Consider the following 17,549-nt stretch of genomic DNA (forward strand, 5'->3'; position numbering starts at 1 on the left):
TCCCGGTTGGACCCAAGCGATGTAGCATCGGCCGCTCTGGAGATCAATCACCCTAGGTCGAGCGAGCCCGAGGTCATCCATGCGAGCTGCGGCGCTGGTGCTGGGTCTGGTGCTGCTGGCGAGCTGCGGTGCGGCAGCGGAGTCGGAGGCGTTGCCGCACGTCGGCTTCGTGGTCAAGCGCACGGGTGGCTCCTTCGCCCAGGAGATGACCAGCGGTTTTCACGAGGGCGTAGGCCGCATCGGCGGGGTCAGCGCGACGGTCACGGGCCCTCCCGGACAGGACGGGCACAAGGAAGTCGAGTTGTTCCGGGATTTGACGATGGCGGCACGAGGCGGAATCGCCGTGGCGACGTCCGAACCCGCGCTGATGGGGCCGTCCATCGGTGAGGCACTCACGCAGCACGTGGCCGTGGTCGGTGTGGACATGCGGCTCACCGCGAGTTCCGGCGTGAAATTGCACATCGGTAACGACGACTACGAACTCGGCGAAAAGCTGGCTGACGAGTTGATGCGCCGATTGCCTCCGGACGCGACCGGAACAGTGGTGCTGGGAAACACGGCTCCTGGACTCGCCGGGTTCGACGACCGGGCTGAGGGAATCCGGGGCCGATTCGCCGAAAAGCTACCGGGGGTAGTGGTGCTGGGCCCGTTCGACACGCAACGTGACGACGTCGCGAATCGGGACGCGTGGAAACGTCTCGTGGCGGCGAACCCCGACGCACTCGCGTTCGTTGGTACGGGCGACTGCGATGGAGTGAGCCTCGCGGCACTCAAGACGGAGAAGTCGGCGAGGTGGCTGGTGGGCGGTTTCGGGGTCGACCCGAGAACGTTGCAGGCGGTGCGGGACGGCGCGATGGTCGCGACGGTCTCGCCGGAGCACTATCTCAAGGGCGCCGTCGCCGGCTGGCTGCTCGCCAGGCACGCGAAGGACGGCGCGACACTGCCGGAGGGCTGGATCGAGACGCCAGGGCTGACGGTGACCACCGGGAACCTGGACCAGATCCTGCACCGGCAGGAGTCGGAGAAGGCGCGCAGGGACTACTTCCAGCCTCAGATCGACAGCTTCGTCGAGGATCCGGCGAGTTGGGTGCGACCGTTGGAGCAGGCACGGTGAGCTTTTGGGAAGGCCGCGGCACCGCGAGGGTGGCGACGGCAGGGCTGACGGCAGGGCTGCTCGCCCTGGCCGGCCTGTCGCTGTGGAGCAGCGTCAGCGCGCAGGACACGACCGCGTACGTGCGGGAGCTCAACGAGACCAGCGAGCGGTGGAGCCGCGTGCTGGAACACATCGAGGTCGCCGACAACGCGTTGCGCGACCTGCAGCTCGTGCGGACCGAGCAGACCATCGAGCCGTTGGCGAACTCCCTCGGCTCCGCGCGCGGCGACCTGGAGTGGTTGCGCACCAGCGGCACCCCGTCCGACGCCGCCGTGGCGTCCCGGTTGCTGCCGTTCTACGACCAGACCGCGGACATCCTGCGCAAGGTGATCGCGGGCACCGACCCGTCGCAGGCCGACCAGGCCTTGCTCGCGCACTCGTCGTTGCGGCGCCAGATCTCCTCGACGGTCGGGGCCAAGCGCCTCGACACGACCGAGTTCATGCGTTCCGCGGACGAGAAGAACGCCTGGCTGCGGATCGCCCAGATCGTGGCGTTCGTGCTGGACGCGATCCTGGTGGTGCTGTTCGGCGGGGTGCTGCTGGGCTACCGCCGCAAAATACTGCGCCAGGCAGCCAAGAACGAGCACGAGGCGCACCACGACGCCCTGACCGGGCTGGCCAACCGCACGCTGCTCGCGCGCCGGATGGACCTGGCCGTGGAGAAGGCGCGCAAGAAGGACGAGCCGCTGGCGTTGCTGATCGTGGACCTCGACAGGTTCAAGGAGGTCAACGACTCGCTCGGGCACCACACCGGCGACCTGCTGCTGCGCCAGGTGGCGAACCGCCTGTCGTGGGCGGTGCGCGACACGGACCTGGTGGCACGGCTGGGCGGCGACGAGTTCGCCGTGCTGCTGCCCGGTGTCGGCTCGGCGGAGAACGCGGGCATGGTCGCGGAGAAGATCCTGCAGGCACTGGCGATGCCGGTGACGCTGGAGGGCCTGGAACTGGAGATAGCGGGCAGTGTCGGCGTGGCGCTGTGCCCGTCGGACTCGGGTGACGGCCACGAACTGCTGCGGCACGCGGACATCGCGATGTACGCGGCCAAGCGCGAGAAGTCCGGCGTGGCCGTGTACGACGCACGCCTGCACGAACGCGGCGCCGCGCACCTCACCGCCGTGACGGAACTTCGGCACGCGATCGACCGCGGCGAGCTGTTCCTGCACTACCAGCCCAAGGCGCTGGCCGACACGGGCGCGGTGTGCGGCGTCGAGGCCCTGGCCCGCTGGCAGCATCCGACGCGCGGGCTCGTGCGTCCCGACGAGTTCATCCCGATCGCCGAGGAGAACGGGCTCATCGAGCCGTTGACGCGCTACGTGATCGACGCGGCGTTGCGCCAGTGCCGCACGTGGCAGGACGCGGGCTGGGAGGTGCCGGTCTCGGTGAACGTGGGCGCGGCCTGCCTGCACCACACCGAGTTCCCCGGCGACGTGGCCGACCTGATCAAGCGCCACGGCCTGCCGGCGCGCCTGCTGACGCTGGAGATCACCGAGTCCGCGATCATCTCGGACCCGGACCGCGCGGTGGAGGTGTTGCGCGGCCTGACCGAACTGGGCGTGCGGCTGTCCATCGACGACTTCGGCACCGGCTACTCGTCCATTTCGTACCTGCGCAGCATGCGGGTGCACGAGATGAAGCTCGACCGGTCGTTCGTCACGCACATGTGCACCGACGCAGGCGACAGCGCGATCGTGCACGCCCTGGTGGCGCTGGCCCGCAACTTCGGGCTGCAGGCCGTCGCGGAGGGCGTGGAGGACCAGGACACCTGGACGGCGCTGGCCGCGGCCGGGTGCGACGTGGTGCAGGGGTATTTCCTCAGCGAGCCGCTGCCCGCCGAGGAGATCGTTGCCTGGCTGGGAGATCGGGCCGCCGCTCACGCGTAGGACTCGGTGTCCCGCCACTGGTTGATGAACGGCTGCATGAAGTCGACCATGGCGGGCAACTGGTCCGCGACCGACAGGTAGGCGAGCACCCGGATCGCGCCGACCGCGTTGACGAACCTGAGCACCTCCTTGTCGATCGTGCGCAGGCCGTTCCTGGTGGCGCCCCGGTCGTACGCGGCGTGGTGTTCCGGGCCGAGACCGCCCAGGTCCCATTCGATCGGGCCGTACGTGATCAGCTCGAAGTCGGAGAACAGCGGGCCTTCGGTGCTCGCGAAGATGTTCGCGGGCGGTGAGTCGCCGTGGACGGGCTGCAGGTCGATGCCGGGGAACTTCTGGCGGAACGCCGCTTCGGAGCGGACGAGCGGCTCCAGCACCTCCCACTCGGCGCGTGCCCTTCGCAAATCCTCCGCGGTGACGATGTCCAGGCCCTCAAGCCGTTCCAGGCCTTCCCGCACGAACTGCGGTTCCGCCGACGACAGGAAGTCCAGCTCGCCCGGATAGTCCCTGAGGGCCTTGTGCAGGTCGGCGGTGAGCTCGGAGTTCCTGACGTAGTCCGGTTCCCGGGACTTGTCCTCGGCGGTGAACGGCCAGAACGTGATGGAGAAACCGTCGCGCTGCACGGGCTTGCGCTCGACGAGCGGGCTCGGCGGGATGACCGGCGTGCCCTGGTCGTGCAGCCACTGCGCGACGTCCAGCTCCTGTTGCTGGCGCCTGGCCAGGCTTTCGGGCGTCGTGGTGTGCGGCAGGACCGTCGGGATGCGGGCGACGACCGGTGACGGGGCGAGGTGCACGACGACGGAGAACAGTTCGTAGAGGACCTTGCCCTCGGTGATCTCCAGGCCGAGTTCGCGACCGGCGGCTTCGGTGGCAGCGGCGGTGCGGCCGGCGATGTCCTCGGGGGTCGCGAAGGCTGTCATGGCACGATCGTGCCACGACCTCTGCGCCGAACGCAGATCATTTACGGTGGGCGCATGGCCGACCGGCACCTGATCGACGCCCACGTTCTGCTCGTCCGCGACGGCGAGGTGCTGCTCAGCCGGCGGCGTGACCCCGACCCGCGGTTCGACGGACTCTGGCACCTGCCGTCCGGCAAGCTCGACGCGGGCGAGTCCGTGCTCGCCGCGGCCGTGCGCGAGGCTGCCGAGGAGATCGGGGTGCGGATCGATCCCGGCGACCTGCGGCTCGTGCACACGTCGCACGCCAACGGGTTCGGCGTGGAACCGCGGCTCGGCCTGTACTTCGAGGTGCGGCGCTGGAGTGGCGAACCGGAGAACCGCGAGCCGGAGAAGTGTTCGGAGGTGCGGTGGTTCGGGCTCGACGCGCTGCCCGCCGACTTCATCCCCTACCCCGCCGCCGGGATCGCCGGTTACCTGGCCGGGGAGTCGTTCAGCGTGCTCGGCTGGGACCCGCGGTAGACGTCGTTCTCACCTGCGCAGCCCGTCCAGGACGAGGGTGATGACACCGTCGGCCTCCGCCCTCCAGTCAGGCCGGTCGTGGGCCGCGCCGATGCCGTGCAGCGCCATCATGACGGCGCCGGCGCCCACGTCGCCTCGGACGGTGCCCTCCTCGACAGCGGCGGCCACCAGGTCGGTGACGGCCTGTTCCAGCGCCCTGCCGCCTTCGGCGAGCGCCTCGGAGCCGGTGGTCATGAGAGTGGCCAGCGTCCGGGCCAGGCCGTGGTGCTGCTGCAGGTAGTCCACGAAGTCGCGGAGGAAGGTCGCCAACGCCTCCAGCGCGGGTGACGTGGCCTGCAACCGGCGAGCCCGGTCGCACAGTGCGACGACCTCCTCGTGGTAGACCGCCTCGGCCAGCGCCTCCCTCGTGGGGAAGTGGCGGTACAGCGTGCCGGTGCCCACGCCCGCCAGGCGGGCGAAGTCGTCGAAGCGCAGGTCGAAGAACTCCCCGGCGTCGAAGACCTCCCGTGCCTTGGCCAGCAGGGCCTCCCGGTTGCGCAGGGCGTCGGCGCGTAGCGGCTTGGCGGCGTTCATGCGCTCCCTCGTGGTTGACAAACGGAGACCATCTCCATATTTTCGAAAGTGGAGATAGCCTCCGTTTCATCGTAGCCCACGAGGTGCCGTGTGAAGATCCTGATGTTCGGCCGAGGCGTGATCGCCACCGTGTACGGATGGGCTCTGGAACGAGCCGGGCACGACGTCGAGTTCTACGTCCGGCCCGGCCGCGCGGCGGAGTACGGGCCGACGGTCGACCTCGACCTGCTCGACACGCGGCGGCGGATCCGTGGACAGCCTGTCGTGGAGAAGTGGCCGGTGCGCTACCGCGAGGAGCTGGCGGCGGACCACGACTTCGACCTGATCGTGCTGAGTGTGGGCCACCACCGTCTGACGGAGGCGGCGGCCTTCCTGGCACCGCGCATCGGCAAGGCGACGGTGCTGGTCTCCGGCAACATCTGGGCCGAGCCCGCGGACGCGATCGGCGCCCTCCCGCTCGACCAGGTCGCCTGGGGCTTTCCACTGGCAGGCGGCGGTTTCGGTGAGGACGGCGTGCTGCGCGGAATGCTGATGCCGTTGGCCGTCTTCGGCACGATCGGCACGCTGACGGACCGGGAACGGGCCGTGCGCGAGGTGTTTCGCGAGGCCGGGTTCCGGATCAAGGAGGTGCCCCGCCTCCGCGACTGGCTGCTGATCCACTTCGTGTCGGACGCGGGCATCCACTCGCAGGGCCTGAGGCTGGGCTCGCTGGCCGACCTGGCGGGACGCCGGCACGACCTGCGCGAGGCGATTCTGGCCGGCCGCGAGCTTCTGCCGCTCCTGGAGGCACGCGGCGTCGACCTGCGCCGCGGCACGCTGTTCCTCCGCGCGCCGGCCTGGCTGACGGCGTCCGTGTTCGCCTTGATGACCGCTCATTTCCCACCGGCCCGCTTGAGCTTCAAGGCGCACTCCGATCCCCATGCCGTGGAGCCGCAGGTGATCTGCCGGGACGCCCTGGCGGAGGCACGCCGGCTGGGCATCCCCGCACCCCGGCTGGCCGCGGCGGAACCACACTTCGCGGTCCGGGCCTGAACTCGGGTTACCGTGAACGGATGGCACTCGTGCACCCGCCCGGCCTGACCAGGTTCCGGACGCACGACCTGCCCGGCTCGCGCAGGCTGGCCGGGTGGGAGGAGCACAACGCCCGCGCCCTGGTCGGGCTGCGCGTCACGCCTCAGGCCGACCGGCCGTTCGACGGTACCGAGGTGAACCTGACGCTCCCCCGCCTGCACGTCGCACGCGTGACCGGGTCGCCGCACGCCGTCGAACGGGACGTCCGGCAGATCGCCGAGCACCCGGCCGACGGGCTGGTCGTCTACTTCATGCTGGCCGGGGAAAGCCGCTTCGAGCACCGGGGCGGCCGTGAGCTGGTCGTCCCCGGTCAGGCGCTCGTGCTGGACGGGGACCAGCCGTTCCGGCGCGAGTTCTCGGAGGGCCTCACCGAACTCGTGCTGAAGGCACCGCGGCGTGGGCCTGTGCGGCCTCAGGTGTTCAGCTTCCGGGACAACGCGCACGCACAAGCGTTGGTCAGCGCGCTGTCGGGTGCGCTGCGCGGCCCCGCCGACTGGGACGGGCTGGAGCACACCGCCACAGACCTGCTCGACACGCTGCTCGGCGCCCGCACCCCGACCGCAGATCTGGCCGCCGCGCACGCCTTCATCGCCGCTCATCTGCACGAACAGGAGCTGTGCGCGCTCCGGATCGCCGCCGCCATCGGCTACTCCGAACGTCACCTGTCGCGCCTGTTCGCGAAGTCCGGGCAGAGCGTGCCGCAGGCGATCCTGAACGCGCGGCTCGACGCGGCCCGGCTGTTGCTCGTCCAGCCCATCACGCTCGCCGAGGTCGCGGCACGCACCGGTTTCGTGTCGCAGGCGCACTTCTCCCGCACCTACCGGGCACGGTTCGGGGCGACACCCCGGCAGGACCGGGCGGCGCTGCGGTCCTGAGTTTTTGCCTGTTTCCGCCACGTGCGGGCGCACGGCCCTCGTGGCGACACAGGACTGTCACCGTTCCGTCATGGTGACTTTCCACGACGGTCTCACCGACACGTCCCCGCCGGCGAGCACAGTGGTCGAGACCGATGTGCTGATCGTGGGATCGGGTCCGGCCGGAGCCTCCGCAGCGCTGTTCCTGTCCACTCTGGGCGTTCCGAACATCATGATCACGAAGTACCGGTGGACCGCGAACACCCCTCGCGCGCACATCACCAACCAGCGCACGATGGAGATCTTCCGCGACGTCGGCATCGAGGACCAGGTGCTCGCCGACGCCACGCCGCACCACCTGATCGGCGACACGGTGTTCTGCACCTCGATCACCGGCGAGGAGATCGGCCGCATCCTCACCTGGGGAAACCACCCCGCCCGGCACGCCGACCACGTGCTCGCGTCACCGTCGCTCAACTGCGACATCCCGCAGACCTACCTGGAGCCGATCCTCGTCCGCAACGCCACGGCACGCGGCACGCAGACGCAGTTCAGCACCGAGTACCTGGGGCACACGCAGGACTCCGACGGTGTGACCGTGCGGGTGCTCAACCGGCTGACCGGCACCGAGTACACGATCCGTGCCAAGTACCTGATCGGCGCGGACGGCGCGCGGTCCGCCGTGGCCGCCGACCTGGACCTGCCCTACGAGGGCCAGATGGACGTCGCCGGGTCCATGAACATCACCTTCAAGGCCGACCTCTCCGAACTGTGCCGGCACCGGCCTTCGGTGCTGTACTGGGTGATCCAGCCCGGCGCGAACGTCGGCGGGATCGGCGCCGGGCTCGTGCGGATGGTCCGGCCGTGGAACGAGTGGCTGATCGTCTGGGGCTTCGACCTCGCGCAGGGCGTGCCCGAGGTGAGCGACGACGACGCGTTGCAGATCGTGCGCAACCTCGTCGGCGATCCGGCGCTCGACGCGGAGATCACCGGGATCTCCTTGTGGGGCAACAACGAGCAGTACGCCACGCGGTTGCAGCGCGGCCGGGTGTTCTGCGCGGGGGACGCCGTGCACAAGCATCCGCCGAGCAACGGGCTCGGGTCCAACACCTCGATCCAGGACTCCTACAACCTGGCGTGGAAGCTCGCTCTCGTCCTCAACGGACAGGCCGGCTCCTCGTTGCTGGAGACCTATTCCGACGAACGCGCTCCGGTGGCGCGCCAGATCGTGACGCGGGCCAACAAGTCCGCTCGCGAGTTCGGTGCTCTCTTCGAGGCGCTCGGGCTCGACGCCTCTCAGTCGGCCGGCGAGATGGACGCGCGCATCGAGGAGCGCAAGTCCGCCAGCCTCGCGGGCGCCGCCAAGCGCGCCGCCGTGCGGGAAGCCATGGAGTTGAAGAACTACGAGTTCAACGCGCACGGCGTGGAGATGGGCCAGTCGTACGTCTCCAGCGCGGTTGTCGGCAACGGTGAACGGCCTGAGCCGTCGCGCGATCCCGAGCTGTACTACGAGCCGTCGACCTGGCCCGGAGCGCGGCTGCCGCACGCCTGGGTCGGTGACAGCAGGAGCAAGCTCTCCACCCACGACCTGGTGCCGTACGGACAGTTCACGCTGCTGACGGGGATCACCGGCGAGGCGTGGGCAGACGCAGCGCAGAAGGCCGCCGACCGGCTCGGCGTGCCGCTGCGGACCGTGGTCATCGGGCCAGGACGCGCGGTCACCGATCTCTACTTCGACTGGTCGCGACTGTCCGGTGTGGACGAGGACGGCGCGGTGCTGGTGCGGCCGGACAAGCACGTCGCGTGGCGCGGCACGTCGTTGCCCGCCGACCCGGAGGCGGAGCTGATGTCCGTCCTGACCGCGGTCCTGAGCCGGGAGGAGAGCGCATGACCTGGCAGTTCGAGCACGTCACGCTCGGCCAGCGGGTGCGGTTCGGCACCGGCACGGCGGCGGACGACGTGGCCGCGGAGGTCGCCCGCCTCGGTTCCCGGCGGGTGCTGCTGATCTCCTCCAAGCCCGTTCCCGAGGTGACGGCGAAGATCGACGTGGCCGCGCACTGCACGGACGTGGCGCCGCACGTCCCGGTGGAGAACGCCGAACGCGCCCGCGCGCTGGCCGCCGAGTCCGGCGCGGACCTGCTGGTGAGCGTCGGCGGCGGCTCCACGACCGGGCTGGCCAAGGCGGTCGCGCTGACCACCGGGCTGCCGATCGTCGCCGTGCCCACCACGTACGCGGGCTCGGAGGCGACCACCGTGTGGGGCCTGACCGAGGCGTCCCGCAAAACCACCGGCGTCGACGACCGGGTGCTGCCGGTGACCGTGGTCTACGACGCGGCGCTCACGTCGTCGCTGCCACGGGAGTTGTCGATCGCCTCTGGCTGCAACGCGCTGGCGCACTGCGTGGATTCGATGTGGGCGCCGCGCGCCGACCCGATCAACCAGGCGCTGGCCCTGGAGGGTGTTCGCACGTTGAGCCGTGGCCTTCGACTGATCGGCGACGTCGAGGGTCGCGAGTTGATGCTCTACGGCGCCTACCTGGCCGCCGTGGCGTTCGCGTCGGCGGGTTCCGGCCTGCACCACAAGATCTGCCATGTGCTCGGCGGCGCCTACAACCTCCCGCACGCCCAGACGCACACGGCGATCCTGCCGTACGTGCTGGCTTTCAACGCCCCCGCGGTCCCCGAGGCGGCCGCCAGGATCACGGAGGCACTCGGTGGCGGGCTCATCGACCTGTACGACGAAATCGGTGCCTCACACGAGCTTCGTGGCGTGCCCGATGTCCGCGAGGCCGCGCATCTCGTGCTGCCGTCCGTGCCTGCGTCGAACCCTCGCCCCGTCACCGAGGACGACCTGATCTCCCTGCTCACCGCCGCCCAGAAGGGGCTCGACGCATGACCGCCCAGCACCGCATCGAGGAACAGCTCACCGACGAGGTCGTCGCGTCGTTCGCGCGCACCCCGGACCCGCGGCTCAAGGAACTGATGGAGGCGCTCACCCGGCACCTGCACGCGTTCATCCGAGAGACCCGCCTGACCGAGGCCGAGTGGACGCGGGCCATCGAGTTCCTGACCGCCGCCGGGCACATCACCGACGACAAGCGGCAGGAGTTCATCCTGCTGTCGGACGTGCTGGGCGCGTCGATGCAGACCATCGCGGTGAACAACGAGGCCTACGAGAACGCCACGGAGGCAACGGTCTTCGGCCCGTTCTTCGTGGAGGAGTCGCCGTTGGTCGGTGTCGGCGGCGACATCGCCGGCGGTGCCACCGGAACGCCGTGCTGGGTTTCCGGAACTGTCCGCGACACCTCCGGCAACCCGGTGCCGGGCGCGCGGATCGAGGTGTGGGAGGCCGACGAGGACGGTTTCTACGACGTGCAGTACGCCGACTCACGCGTGGCGGGCCGAGGGCACCTGTTCTCCGGCGAGGACGGCGGTTTCGCGTTCTGGTGCACGACGCCGACCCCGTACCCGATCCCGCACGACGGGCCGGTGGGCGCCCTGCTGGACGCCGTGGGCCGCTCCCCCGTCCGCGCCGCCCACCTGCACTTCATGGTGTCAGCGCAGGACTTCCGCACGCTCGTCACGCACGTCTTCGTCGAGGGCGATCCGCAGCTGGAGATCGGCGACTCGGTGTTCGGGGTGAAGGAGTCGCTGATCAAGCGGTTCGAGGAGCAGCCGGCAGGTGCGCCGACGCCGGACGGGAGGGCGCTGGGCGACAAGCCCTGGGCACACTCCCGTTTCGACATCGTGCTCGCCCCGAGTCAGTGATCGCAGCAGACGCGTTCGGCCCACTCCGGTTCGTGCCACCAGTGCTTGTTCTCCGCTGACGGCGCTGCCGGCAGTTCGGCGGTGTGGGCGGTGAGCGTCTGCTGGTTCCGGTACGGCGCGAGCAGCTCTGGAATGTCGTGGAGCTGCCCGCCGACCGCGACCAGCTTGACGTTCGCGGCCGCCTTGATGTCGGTGAGCGGGTCGCCGTCCACGAACGCGATGTCGGCCGGTGCGCCCGGCTTGATCGCACCGAGCGGCAGGCCCAGCCACTTCGCCGGGTTGCGGGTCGCGGTGATGAGCGCTTCCCTCGGGGTGAAGCCGAATTCGACCAGCGCGCGGAGGTTCGTGTGCGTGGCGGTGGCCGGGCTGTCGAGCGGCGCGTCGGTGCCGGTGATGACGAAGCCGCCGCCCCGGTGGACCTTCAGGGCGAACTCGACCCAGCCGCGCAGGACGTCGAGCGACGCCGTGCCGGCCGGGGTGTCCTGGTTGTTGGCGTCCGCGACGAAGCGCTCGTACTCCCACGGCGGGTACAGCACGCGGGTGCGTTCGTCGGTGACGATCGACTTGTCCTTGGCGTACAACGCGCGTGACTGGAAGAGCGTGGGCGTGATCGACATGCCGGACGCCGTGAAGAGCGCGATCACGTCCTGGTAGGCGTGGCCCTGGCGGGTGACGGTGTGGGAGTAGCCGAGGCGGTTGGTGGCGCCGACGTGCTCCATGCCGTCCATGCCGAGGTTGGCGGCCGGGTAGAGGTAGTGGCTGGAGAGCGGGACCCGGGACCGTTGCACGGCGGCGCGCTGCAGCTCGACGGGCAGCCGGACGTAGGTCTTGATCAGGTCGTAGTCGAGCTCGTGGGCTCGGCGCAGTTCGAGGTCGAGCTGGGCCTTGCCGAGCGTCGGGCGCATGAAGTTGTAGTAGACGCGGGATCCGTCCACTGCCTCGCCGGTCGCGTAGAACCGCGGCCCGGTGAGGGTTCCGGCCGCCAGTGCCTCACGGGTCTCGACCATCTGGTAGACCGGGTCGCCGGGCGAGCGGACCGTCGTGATGCCGTAGGCGAGCCACGTCAGGCCTTGCCTCGCACCCCATTGGCGGCCGCGCAGGTGCCAGTGGTTGTGCGCGTCGATCAGGCCGGGGATGGCGGTCAGGGTGCCGGCGTCGACGTCGGCCTTGCCGCGCTGCGGCCGGATCTCCTTGACCTTGCCGTCCTCCAGGACGATGTCGACGTTCCGCTTGAGCGCGTGCGCCTCGCCGTCCCAGTAGGCGCCGACGCGGATCACCTTGCGGTCGGGTGCCTTCGGCCTGCGCCACGTGAGGTCGTGCCGGACCGTCGTGACCCTGCCGTCCAGTGTGGACTTCCGGATGCGGCCGTTGTTCAGGTACACCAGCGAGTCGTTGCCGCTCCAGGCCAGCGAGTCGGTGACCTCGCGGGTGACCTGACGCGGTTCGGCGAGGAATCTGCCCTGGGCGTCGACCGGGACGACCCAGGCGACGCTCTCCACGACGAACGCGATGTTCCTGCCGTCCGGCGACCACACCGGGCCGTCGTCGCCCCGCGTCGCGATCGACCGGAACGGCAGCGGCTCGGTGTAGGTGAGCGCGCCGCCGACGAGGTCGACGAACAGCAACTGGCTGGTGCCTTCGCGGAACCGGCGTGAGAACGGCTTCACGGCGGCCAGTGCGACCGTGTTGCCGTCCTTCGACCAGGTCGGCCTGCCCGGCTGGAACAACGTCGGCGTGACCTGGCGAAGCCCGGCGGGTTCGGCGATCCAGACCTGCCCGTCGTGGTCCAGGTAGGCGACCTTCGTGCCGTCCGGCGAGAACCTGGGAATCGTCTGCGCGTGGGGTGCGGGCGCGAACGCCTTGTCGTCACCGGTCTTCAGGTCGCGGACCCGCAGCTGCGGGATGCCGCCGCGGTCGCTGGTGTAGAGCAGTTTCGTGCCGTCCGGCGAGAAGTCCGGGTCGGAGTCGAAGTACCTGTTGTCGGTCAGCTTCGTCGCTTTCCCGCCGCTCAGCACGTAAAGGGCGTTGAGCGCGCGGAACGCGATCTTCGTGCCGTCCGGCGACACGACAGGGCTCGCGATGCCCTTCACCGCACCGCCGGTGAGGTTCTTCGTGCGGTGCTGCCGCCTGTTCGTGCGCACCGGAACCGTTGCCACGAAAGGAATGTCTTCGACTGCACCGCCGCTGCGCGACCTGAGCTTGCCGTCCGCGGTGTAGAGGACGCTGTCGCCGTTCCAGATCGGCGCGAACCCGAACACGTCCTCCTTCGACGTGATCACCGTCGTGCCGAGGACGAGATCGGCCTGGCCGGGCCGCATCTGCGTGTAACTGGGCTGGTCACCGGGCCCGAACGCGGCACCGAACAGCTGTGTGCCCGTCGGAGCCGTGACGAGCCGCTCGCGCTTGCCGTCCAACGTCACGGTGTCCACGGCCGCGTTGCCGACGGTGAAGATGATCCGCCGGCCGTCCGCGGACCACTGCGGCGCCGCGGCCTCGTCCGGCACACCGGTCAGCTGCGTGATGGCGTTCGTGGCCAGGTCGAGCACGTGCACGCCGTAGCTTCCCGCCCGGTCGCTGACGAACGCGATCTGCTTGCCGTCCGGCGAGAACGCGGGCTCGCGATGGTCGTACTTGCCTCGCGTGAGCTGCTTCAGGCCGTTGCCGTCGAGCCCGATCAGGTAGAGGTGGTAGTTCCCGTCCCGATAGGACTGGAACGCGATCTGGTTGCCCGGCCCGAACGACGGCAGCGTGGCGTCCTGCAGCTCGTCGGTGAGTTTGCGCGCTTCCCCACCAGTGGAGGGCAGAACCCAGATGGCCGTGACGAGGTCGATGGCGAGCCACTTGCCGTCGCGCGACCGCGACACCGAGATGTTGGTGCCCTGCGTCAGTTTCACGCGTTCGCCCGGCTCCGCCCCCGCGGTCCCGATCGTGAGCGTGGACGCGGCGGTGGCGACGGCGGCGGCCTGGCCGGTGCGGGTCAGCAGTTCGCGGCGGGACAGTTCCATGGCGGCACACTCCCCAGTGTCTTCTCCCCTAGGAGATCCACCCTGGCACCGCCAAAGCCTTGCGCCATCGGCCATTCGGCCCAGCATCCACCTGATGGGACGATGCACGCTGACGGTTTCCCGTTCGACCGAAGGACCGAGCCGTGCCCGACCGACCTGAGATCGTCTGCCTCTGCGGCTCTGCCCGGTTCGTGGACGAGATGCGCGCGGCGAACCGTGATCTGACCTTCGCGGGTGTCATCGTCGTCGCGCCGGGCGAAACAGACGAGTTGGTCTCCGACGAGCAGAAGACCGCGCTGGACGCCCTCCACCTGCGCAAGATCGACCTGGCCGACCGGGTCCTGGTCGTCAACCCCGGCGGGTACGTCGGCGAGTCCACGAGCAGGGAGATCGGCTACGCCCGCGCCACCGGCAAGCCGATCTCGTTCACCGATCCCGTCTGAGCAGTGGACACGCCCTAGAGGGCGAGCGCGCCCTCGATGCGAGCGACCATCGCGTCCTCGGCGTCGACGACAACGCCGTCGGCCTCGGCGACCTCGCGGCAGATCGCCAGCACACCGCGCGGGAAGTCGGCGGCGTCCTCGGGCGACTTGGCCGCGAGGGTCTTCATCGAGGAGCGCAGCGCCTCCAGGACGACCGGCTCGATCTCCTCGTCGGTGCCGGCGGGCACGGACGGGCGGGCGGCGCCCAGGACGCCGCGCAGGTCGGGCGACAGGTTCGCGAGCGCGCGCAGGCCGGCGAAGCGCTCCTCCAGCACGGGGCCGGGGTCGGCGTGGGAAACCAGCAGCATCGCGCCGTACACGGCGGTGCGCAGCGTGCGGCTCTCCTCGTCGGTGTAGAAGATCATGTGGCCCACTCTAGGTCGTCGGGTCAGGCGGGTGTTCCGGTCCTGATATGAGGATGCGCCATCGGCCTGGCGGTTGCTCCCGAGCTGCGAAAACGCCTGTGACGGACGTCTATCGGCCGTGAAGCGAACAAACTGAGCGGTCTGCGCGTTGAGATGGTTTGAGAAAGCTCACCCCTGGAGGATTCGCGCATGACGACCACCGCTGCCCGGCCCCGCGTCACGGTTCGGCGGGTGGTGTTCACGCTCGTCCTCTTCACCGTGACGACGCTGCTGTTCTGGGTGCCGTTCGAAGGGCTGTTCGCGGCCAGCGCCGAGTGGCCGGACCCGGTCCGCCCGATCGCCGCCATCGTGTTCGTCGCGGGCGCCATCGCGATGATCGTGCTGTTCACCCAGCGAGGCAGTGACCGTGCGGCGCGGGTCTCCCAGTTCCTGCTCGGCTTCGTGTGGATCGCGTTCGTGTGGACGCTGATCTCCGACGTTGTCAGGCTCGGCATGGCGATGGCCGGCGTCGAGAACCCGTTCCGCTCGCGTTTCATCGCCGTGCTGCTTGCGGTCCTCATCGTCACCGTGACGGTGTACGGCGTGTACGAGGCGATGCGCGTGCCGCGGATCAAGCGGCAAGACGTGACGATTCCCCGGCTCGACCCCGCGTTCGACGGGCTGACGGTCGCGGTCATCACCGACACCCACTACGGCGCCATCAACCGCGCGAAGTGGTCACGGGGCATGGTCGACGCGGTCAACAAGCTCGGCGCCGACGTCGCCGTGCACGTCGGTGACATCGCGGACGGCACCGCCGACCAGCGCCTGGAGCAGGCCTCCCCGCTCGGCGACGTGAACACGCCGCACCGCTTCTACATCACCGGCAACCACGAGTACTACTCGAACGCGCAGGGCTGGATCGACCTCATGACCCGCCTGGGCTGGAAGGCGCTGCGCAACGAGCACGTGGCGCTCGAACGCGGCGACGCCAAGCTGGTGTTCGCGGGCATCGACGACGTCACGGCCGACCACTCCGGCGAGCCCGGCCACGCGGCCGACCTCACGCGCGCCTTGCGCGACGCCGACTCCACCGCGCCGGTCGTGCTGCTCGCGCACCAGCCGTCGGAGATCAAGAAGGCCGTGGACGCGGGCGTGGACCTGCAGCTGTCCGGGCACACGCACGGCGGGCAGATCTGGCCGTTCCACTACCTGGTGCGACTGCAGCAGCCGGTGGTCGCCGGCCTGAGCAGGCACAGCGACCGCACCCAGCTCTACACCAGCCGCGGCGCCGGTTTCTGGGGTCCGCCGATGCGCGTCTTCGCGCCCAGCGAGATCACGCTCCTCACGCTCAAAGCTGTCTGAGGTGCTCCCCAGAAAGATGGCCACTGTCGTTGAACCTGATCAGCCGGGGTGACTCGCCGGTCGTGTAGCGGATGACCGTCAGGGCCGCGTTGTCGTGGTTCAGCGTCAGCCACCGCTCGGGCGGGGCGTCCAGCGCGTCCCGCACGAGCCAGCTGATCAGGAACGAGTGCGTCACGACCAGCACCGGACCGTCGCCGGGCCGGGCGAACCGCGTCTCGGCCTCGTGCGCCAGAGCGGGCCCGCGGGTGCGTTCCGACTCGGGGAACTGGTCGAAGAACTCGTCGTGATCAGGAACGAAGTGCGGCATGTAGTCGCCCGCCGCGGCCTCGACCCTGCAGGGCACGCGCAGCACTTCGGCGATGATCGCCGCGGTCTCGGTGGCCCGAGGGAGCGGACCGTGGTGCACGGCCGCGAAACCCGTGCCCCGCAACCGTTCCGCGAGCGCCTCGGCCTGTTTGCGGCCCCGTGCCGTCAGCCGGGACTCGTCCTTCGTCGCCTCGCCGTGCCGAACCAGATGCAGATCTCGTGTCACGCCGTGCAGTCTGCCTTGATGGCACTGGCGGCGTGATGGGCGTAGGTCGGTCCGGAGCTGGTCCAGTCCTGACCTCGGGTGAGCAGCTGCACGGTCAGGTTTCCGCTGGCCTTGAACTTCCCGGCGCTGACCCACTGGCCGCGCTTCTCGACCTGCTTGATCGCGAACGACGCCAACGGGGTGCCACCGACACTCGCCCGGTCGAAGACGTAGTACACGGTCGGGTTACCCCCGACCTCCTCCAGGCTGCCGTTCGGGACGTGCACCGAGACGTTGCACGTGCCGGTGACGGCGAACGTCCACTGCCCGTAGGCGGAGCTGTCGTCCTTGCGGGCATCGCCGGACATCGGGATCGACACGAACGTCGAGCCGCACTTGCCGTCGCCGTGGTCGACCCAGCCCTTGCGGCCGTCGCGGTACGAGCCGACGTTGCTGTAGCCGCCGCAACCGGGGCCTGTCGTGAACGACTTGGCACCACCGGGAGCCTTACCCGGGTCCCCCGCGGGCGGCGGGGCGACGTTCTGCGTGGTCGTCGGCGTCAAGCCGAGCGCCGACGAGGCCAGCGACGGGTCCATGCCGTTCGACGTCGACTCCGCCGGCAGTTCCTCGGGCGGGGTGATCAGGCCGGGGATGTAGCTGTGCGAGGGCTGCGCGATGTCCGTGACGCCGTTTCCGGAACTACCGTTGAACGTGACGATCGCGATCCCGCCGAGCACGAGGAGCGCGGCGATGGCGGCGATCGCGGCGGCGCGCGGCTTCAGCGGACCGCTCGGCGGCTTCTGCTCCTGCTCCTGGGAGTCACCGGCCGCCGCCCACCGGGCGGCTCCCCTGGCGCGCGCGGCCTCCATCAACGCGGGGTCGGGCGCCAGATGACGCTCGGTCGGTGGTTCGTCGGGGAACTGGGTCGGCACGGAGCGCAGTGTGCCAGGGACACAGGGCTACCCGAACGTGTGGTTCATTCACGAACGGGTTGTTTGAACTCAATGGACCGCACGCTGTGTCGACCGTTAGCCCGTTTCGTCTACACACCGTCACGAACGCTGGCCCGACCGGCCGCCCATTCCTGACTCGTGAGTCAGGCTAAGCACCGTGCCACACCTGCGCACAA

At 69.8% G+C, this 17,549-nt stretch carries 16 protein-coding genes; 10 read left to right on the top strand and 6 right to left on the bottom strand.

Going from position 1 to position 17,549, the window contains the following annotated elements; all coding sequences use genetic code 11:
- Window positions 1-79: 79 nt before the first annotated feature.
- Both ACIRG5_RS04730 and ACIRG5_RS04735 read left to right on the top strand, forming a co-directional pair.
- Entirely contained in the window at window positions 80-1,114 is a 1,035-nt protein-coding gene (locus tag ACIRG5_RS04730) for a sugar ABC transporter substrate-binding protein (RefSeq protein ID WP_402900129.1), read from the top strand.
- Entirely contained in the window at window positions 1,111-3,033 is a 1,923-nt protein-coding gene (locus ACIRG5_RS04735) for a putative bifunctional diguanylate cyclase/phosphodiesterase (RefSeq protein ID WP_402900132.1), read from the top strand. The genes ACIRG5_RS04730 and ACIRG5_RS04735 overlap by 4 nt, the downstream gene beginning before the upstream one ends.
- On the opposite strand, the gene ACIRG5_RS04740 is transcribed toward ACIRG5_RS04735, so the two are convergent.
- Window positions 3,024-3,950 carry a phosphotransferase gene (locus tag ACIRG5_RS04740; RefSeq protein ID WP_402900134.1) on the bottom strand — a complete coding sequence of 309 codons (927 nt, stop codon included), beginning with the start codon at window positions 3,948-3,950 and terminating at the stop codon, window positions 3,024-3,026. The two genes, ACIRG5_RS04735 and ACIRG5_RS04740, sit on opposite strands and share 10 nt — an antisense overlap.
- Before the next feature lie 54 nt (window positions 3,951-4,004).
- Here ACIRG5_RS04740 and ACIRG5_RS04745 point away from each other — a divergent pair, with 54 nt between their 5' ends.
- The gene (locus ACIRG5_RS04745) at window positions 4,005-4,448 is read left to right on the top strand and encodes an NUDIX domain-containing protein (protein WP_402900137.1); all 444 of its coding nucleotides are present in this window, start codon (window positions 4,005-4,007) and stop codon (window positions 4,446-4,448) included.
- A 9-nt stretch (window positions 4,449-4,457) separates the two neighbouring features.
- Here ACIRG5_RS04745 and ACIRG5_RS04750 read toward each other — a convergent pair whose 3' ends face one another.
- Window positions 4,458-5,021 carry a TetR/AcrR family transcriptional regulator gene (locus ACIRG5_RS04750; protein ID WP_402900140.1) on the bottom strand — a complete coding sequence of 188 codons (564 nt, stop codon included), beginning with the start codon at window positions 5,019-5,021 and terminating at the stop codon, window positions 4,458-4,460.
- A 90-nt stretch (window positions 5,022-5,111) separates the two neighbouring features.
- Here ACIRG5_RS04750 and ACIRG5_RS04755 point away from each other — a divergent pair, with 90 nt between their 5' ends.
- The 5 genes from ACIRG5_RS04755 to ACIRG5_RS04775 all read left to right on the top strand — a co-directional run bounded on the left by ACIRG5_RS04755 (window position 5,112) and on the right by ACIRG5_RS04775 (window position 10,713).
- Entirely contained in the window at window positions 5,112-6,053 is a 942-nt protein-coding gene (locus tag ACIRG5_RS04755) for a ketopantoate reductase family protein (protein WP_402900143.1), read from the top strand.
- Between the two features lie 20 nt (window positions 6,054-6,073).
- On the top strand, window positions 6,074-6,967 hold the full coding sequence (locus tag ACIRG5_RS04760) for an AraC family transcriptional regulator (protein WP_402900146.1): 894 nt from the start codon (window positions 6,074-6,076) through the stop codon (window positions 6,965-6,967).
- Between the two features lie 70 nt (window positions 6,968-7,037).
- Window positions 7,038-8,837 carry an FAD-dependent oxidoreductase gene (locus ACIRG5_RS04765; RefSeq protein WP_402900149.1) on the top strand — a complete coding sequence of 600 codons (1,800 nt, stop codon included), beginning with the start codon at window positions 7,038-7,040 and terminating at the stop codon, window positions 8,835-8,837.
- Window positions 8,834-9,841 (top strand): maleylacetate reductase, encoded by a 1,008-nt coding sequence (locus ACIRG5_RS04770; protein WP_402900152.1) that lies wholly within the window; start codon window positions 8,834-8,836, stop codon window positions 9,839-9,841. The genes ACIRG5_RS04765 and ACIRG5_RS04770 overlap by 4 nt, the downstream gene beginning before the upstream one ends.
- Entirely contained in the window at window positions 9,838-10,713 is an 876-nt protein-coding gene (locus tag ACIRG5_RS04775) for a dioxygenase (protein WP_402900154.1), read from the top strand. The genes ACIRG5_RS04770 and ACIRG5_RS04775 overlap by 4 nt, the downstream gene beginning before the upstream one ends.
- On the opposite strand, the gene ACIRG5_RS04780 is transcribed toward ACIRG5_RS04775, so the two are convergent.
- Window positions 10,707-13,718, bottom strand: a complete 3,012-nt coding sequence (locus tag ACIRG5_RS04780) for an amidohydrolase family protein (RefSeq protein ID WP_402900156.1) — start codon at window positions 13,716-13,718, stop codon at window positions 10,707-10,709. The genes ACIRG5_RS04775 and ACIRG5_RS04780 overlap by 7 nt on opposite strands.
- 143 nt (window positions 13,719-13,861) lie before the next feature.
- On the opposite strand from ACIRG5_RS04780, the gene ACIRG5_RS04785 reads away from it, so the two are divergent.
- Complete coding sequence (locus ACIRG5_RS04785) at window positions 13,862-14,161, top strand: hypothetical protein (protein WP_402900158.1); 300 nt, start codon at window positions 13,862-13,864, stop codon at window positions 14,159-14,161.
- 14 nt (window positions 14,162-14,175) lie between these two features.
- Here ACIRG5_RS04785 and ACIRG5_RS04790 read toward each other — a convergent pair whose 3' ends face one another.
- Window positions 14,176-14,565 (bottom strand): hypothetical protein, encoded by a 390-nt coding sequence (locus ACIRG5_RS04790; protein WP_319981050.1) that lies wholly within the window; start codon window positions 14,563-14,565, stop codon window positions 14,176-14,178.
- Between the two features lie 189 nt (window positions 14,566-14,754).
- On the opposite strand from ACIRG5_RS04790, the gene ACIRG5_RS04795 reads away from it, so the two are divergent.
- Window positions 14,755-15,909 (top strand): metallophosphoesterase, encoded by a 1,155-nt coding sequence (locus tag ACIRG5_RS04795; protein ID WP_402900162.1) that lies wholly within the window; start codon window positions 14,755-14,757, stop codon window positions 15,907-15,909.
- On the opposite strand, the gene ACIRG5_RS04800 is transcribed toward ACIRG5_RS04795, so the two are convergent.
- Both ACIRG5_RS04800 and ACIRG5_RS04805 read right to left on the bottom strand, forming a co-directional pair.
- Window positions 15,896-16,441, bottom strand: coding sequence for a histidine phosphatase family protein (locus ACIRG5_RS04800; RefSeq protein WP_402900165.1), 546 nt, complete (start codon window positions 16,439-16,441; stop codon window positions 15,896-15,898). The two genes, ACIRG5_RS04795 and ACIRG5_RS04800, sit on opposite strands and share 14 nt — an antisense overlap.
- Complete coding sequence (locus tag ACIRG5_RS04805; RefSeq protein WP_402900167.1) at window positions 16,438-17,352, bottom strand: hypothetical protein; 915 nt, start codon at window positions 17,350-17,352, stop codon at window positions 16,438-16,440. The genes ACIRG5_RS04800 and ACIRG5_RS04805 overlap by 4 nt, the downstream gene beginning before the upstream one ends.
- Window positions 17,353-17,549: the final 197 nt, after the last annotated feature.

It is taken from the genome of Lentzea sp. NPDC102401 (assembly GCF_044765805.1).
Lineage (GTDB): Bacteria > Actinomycetota > Actinomycetes > Mycobacteriales > Pseudonocardiaceae > Lentzea > Lentzea sokolovensis.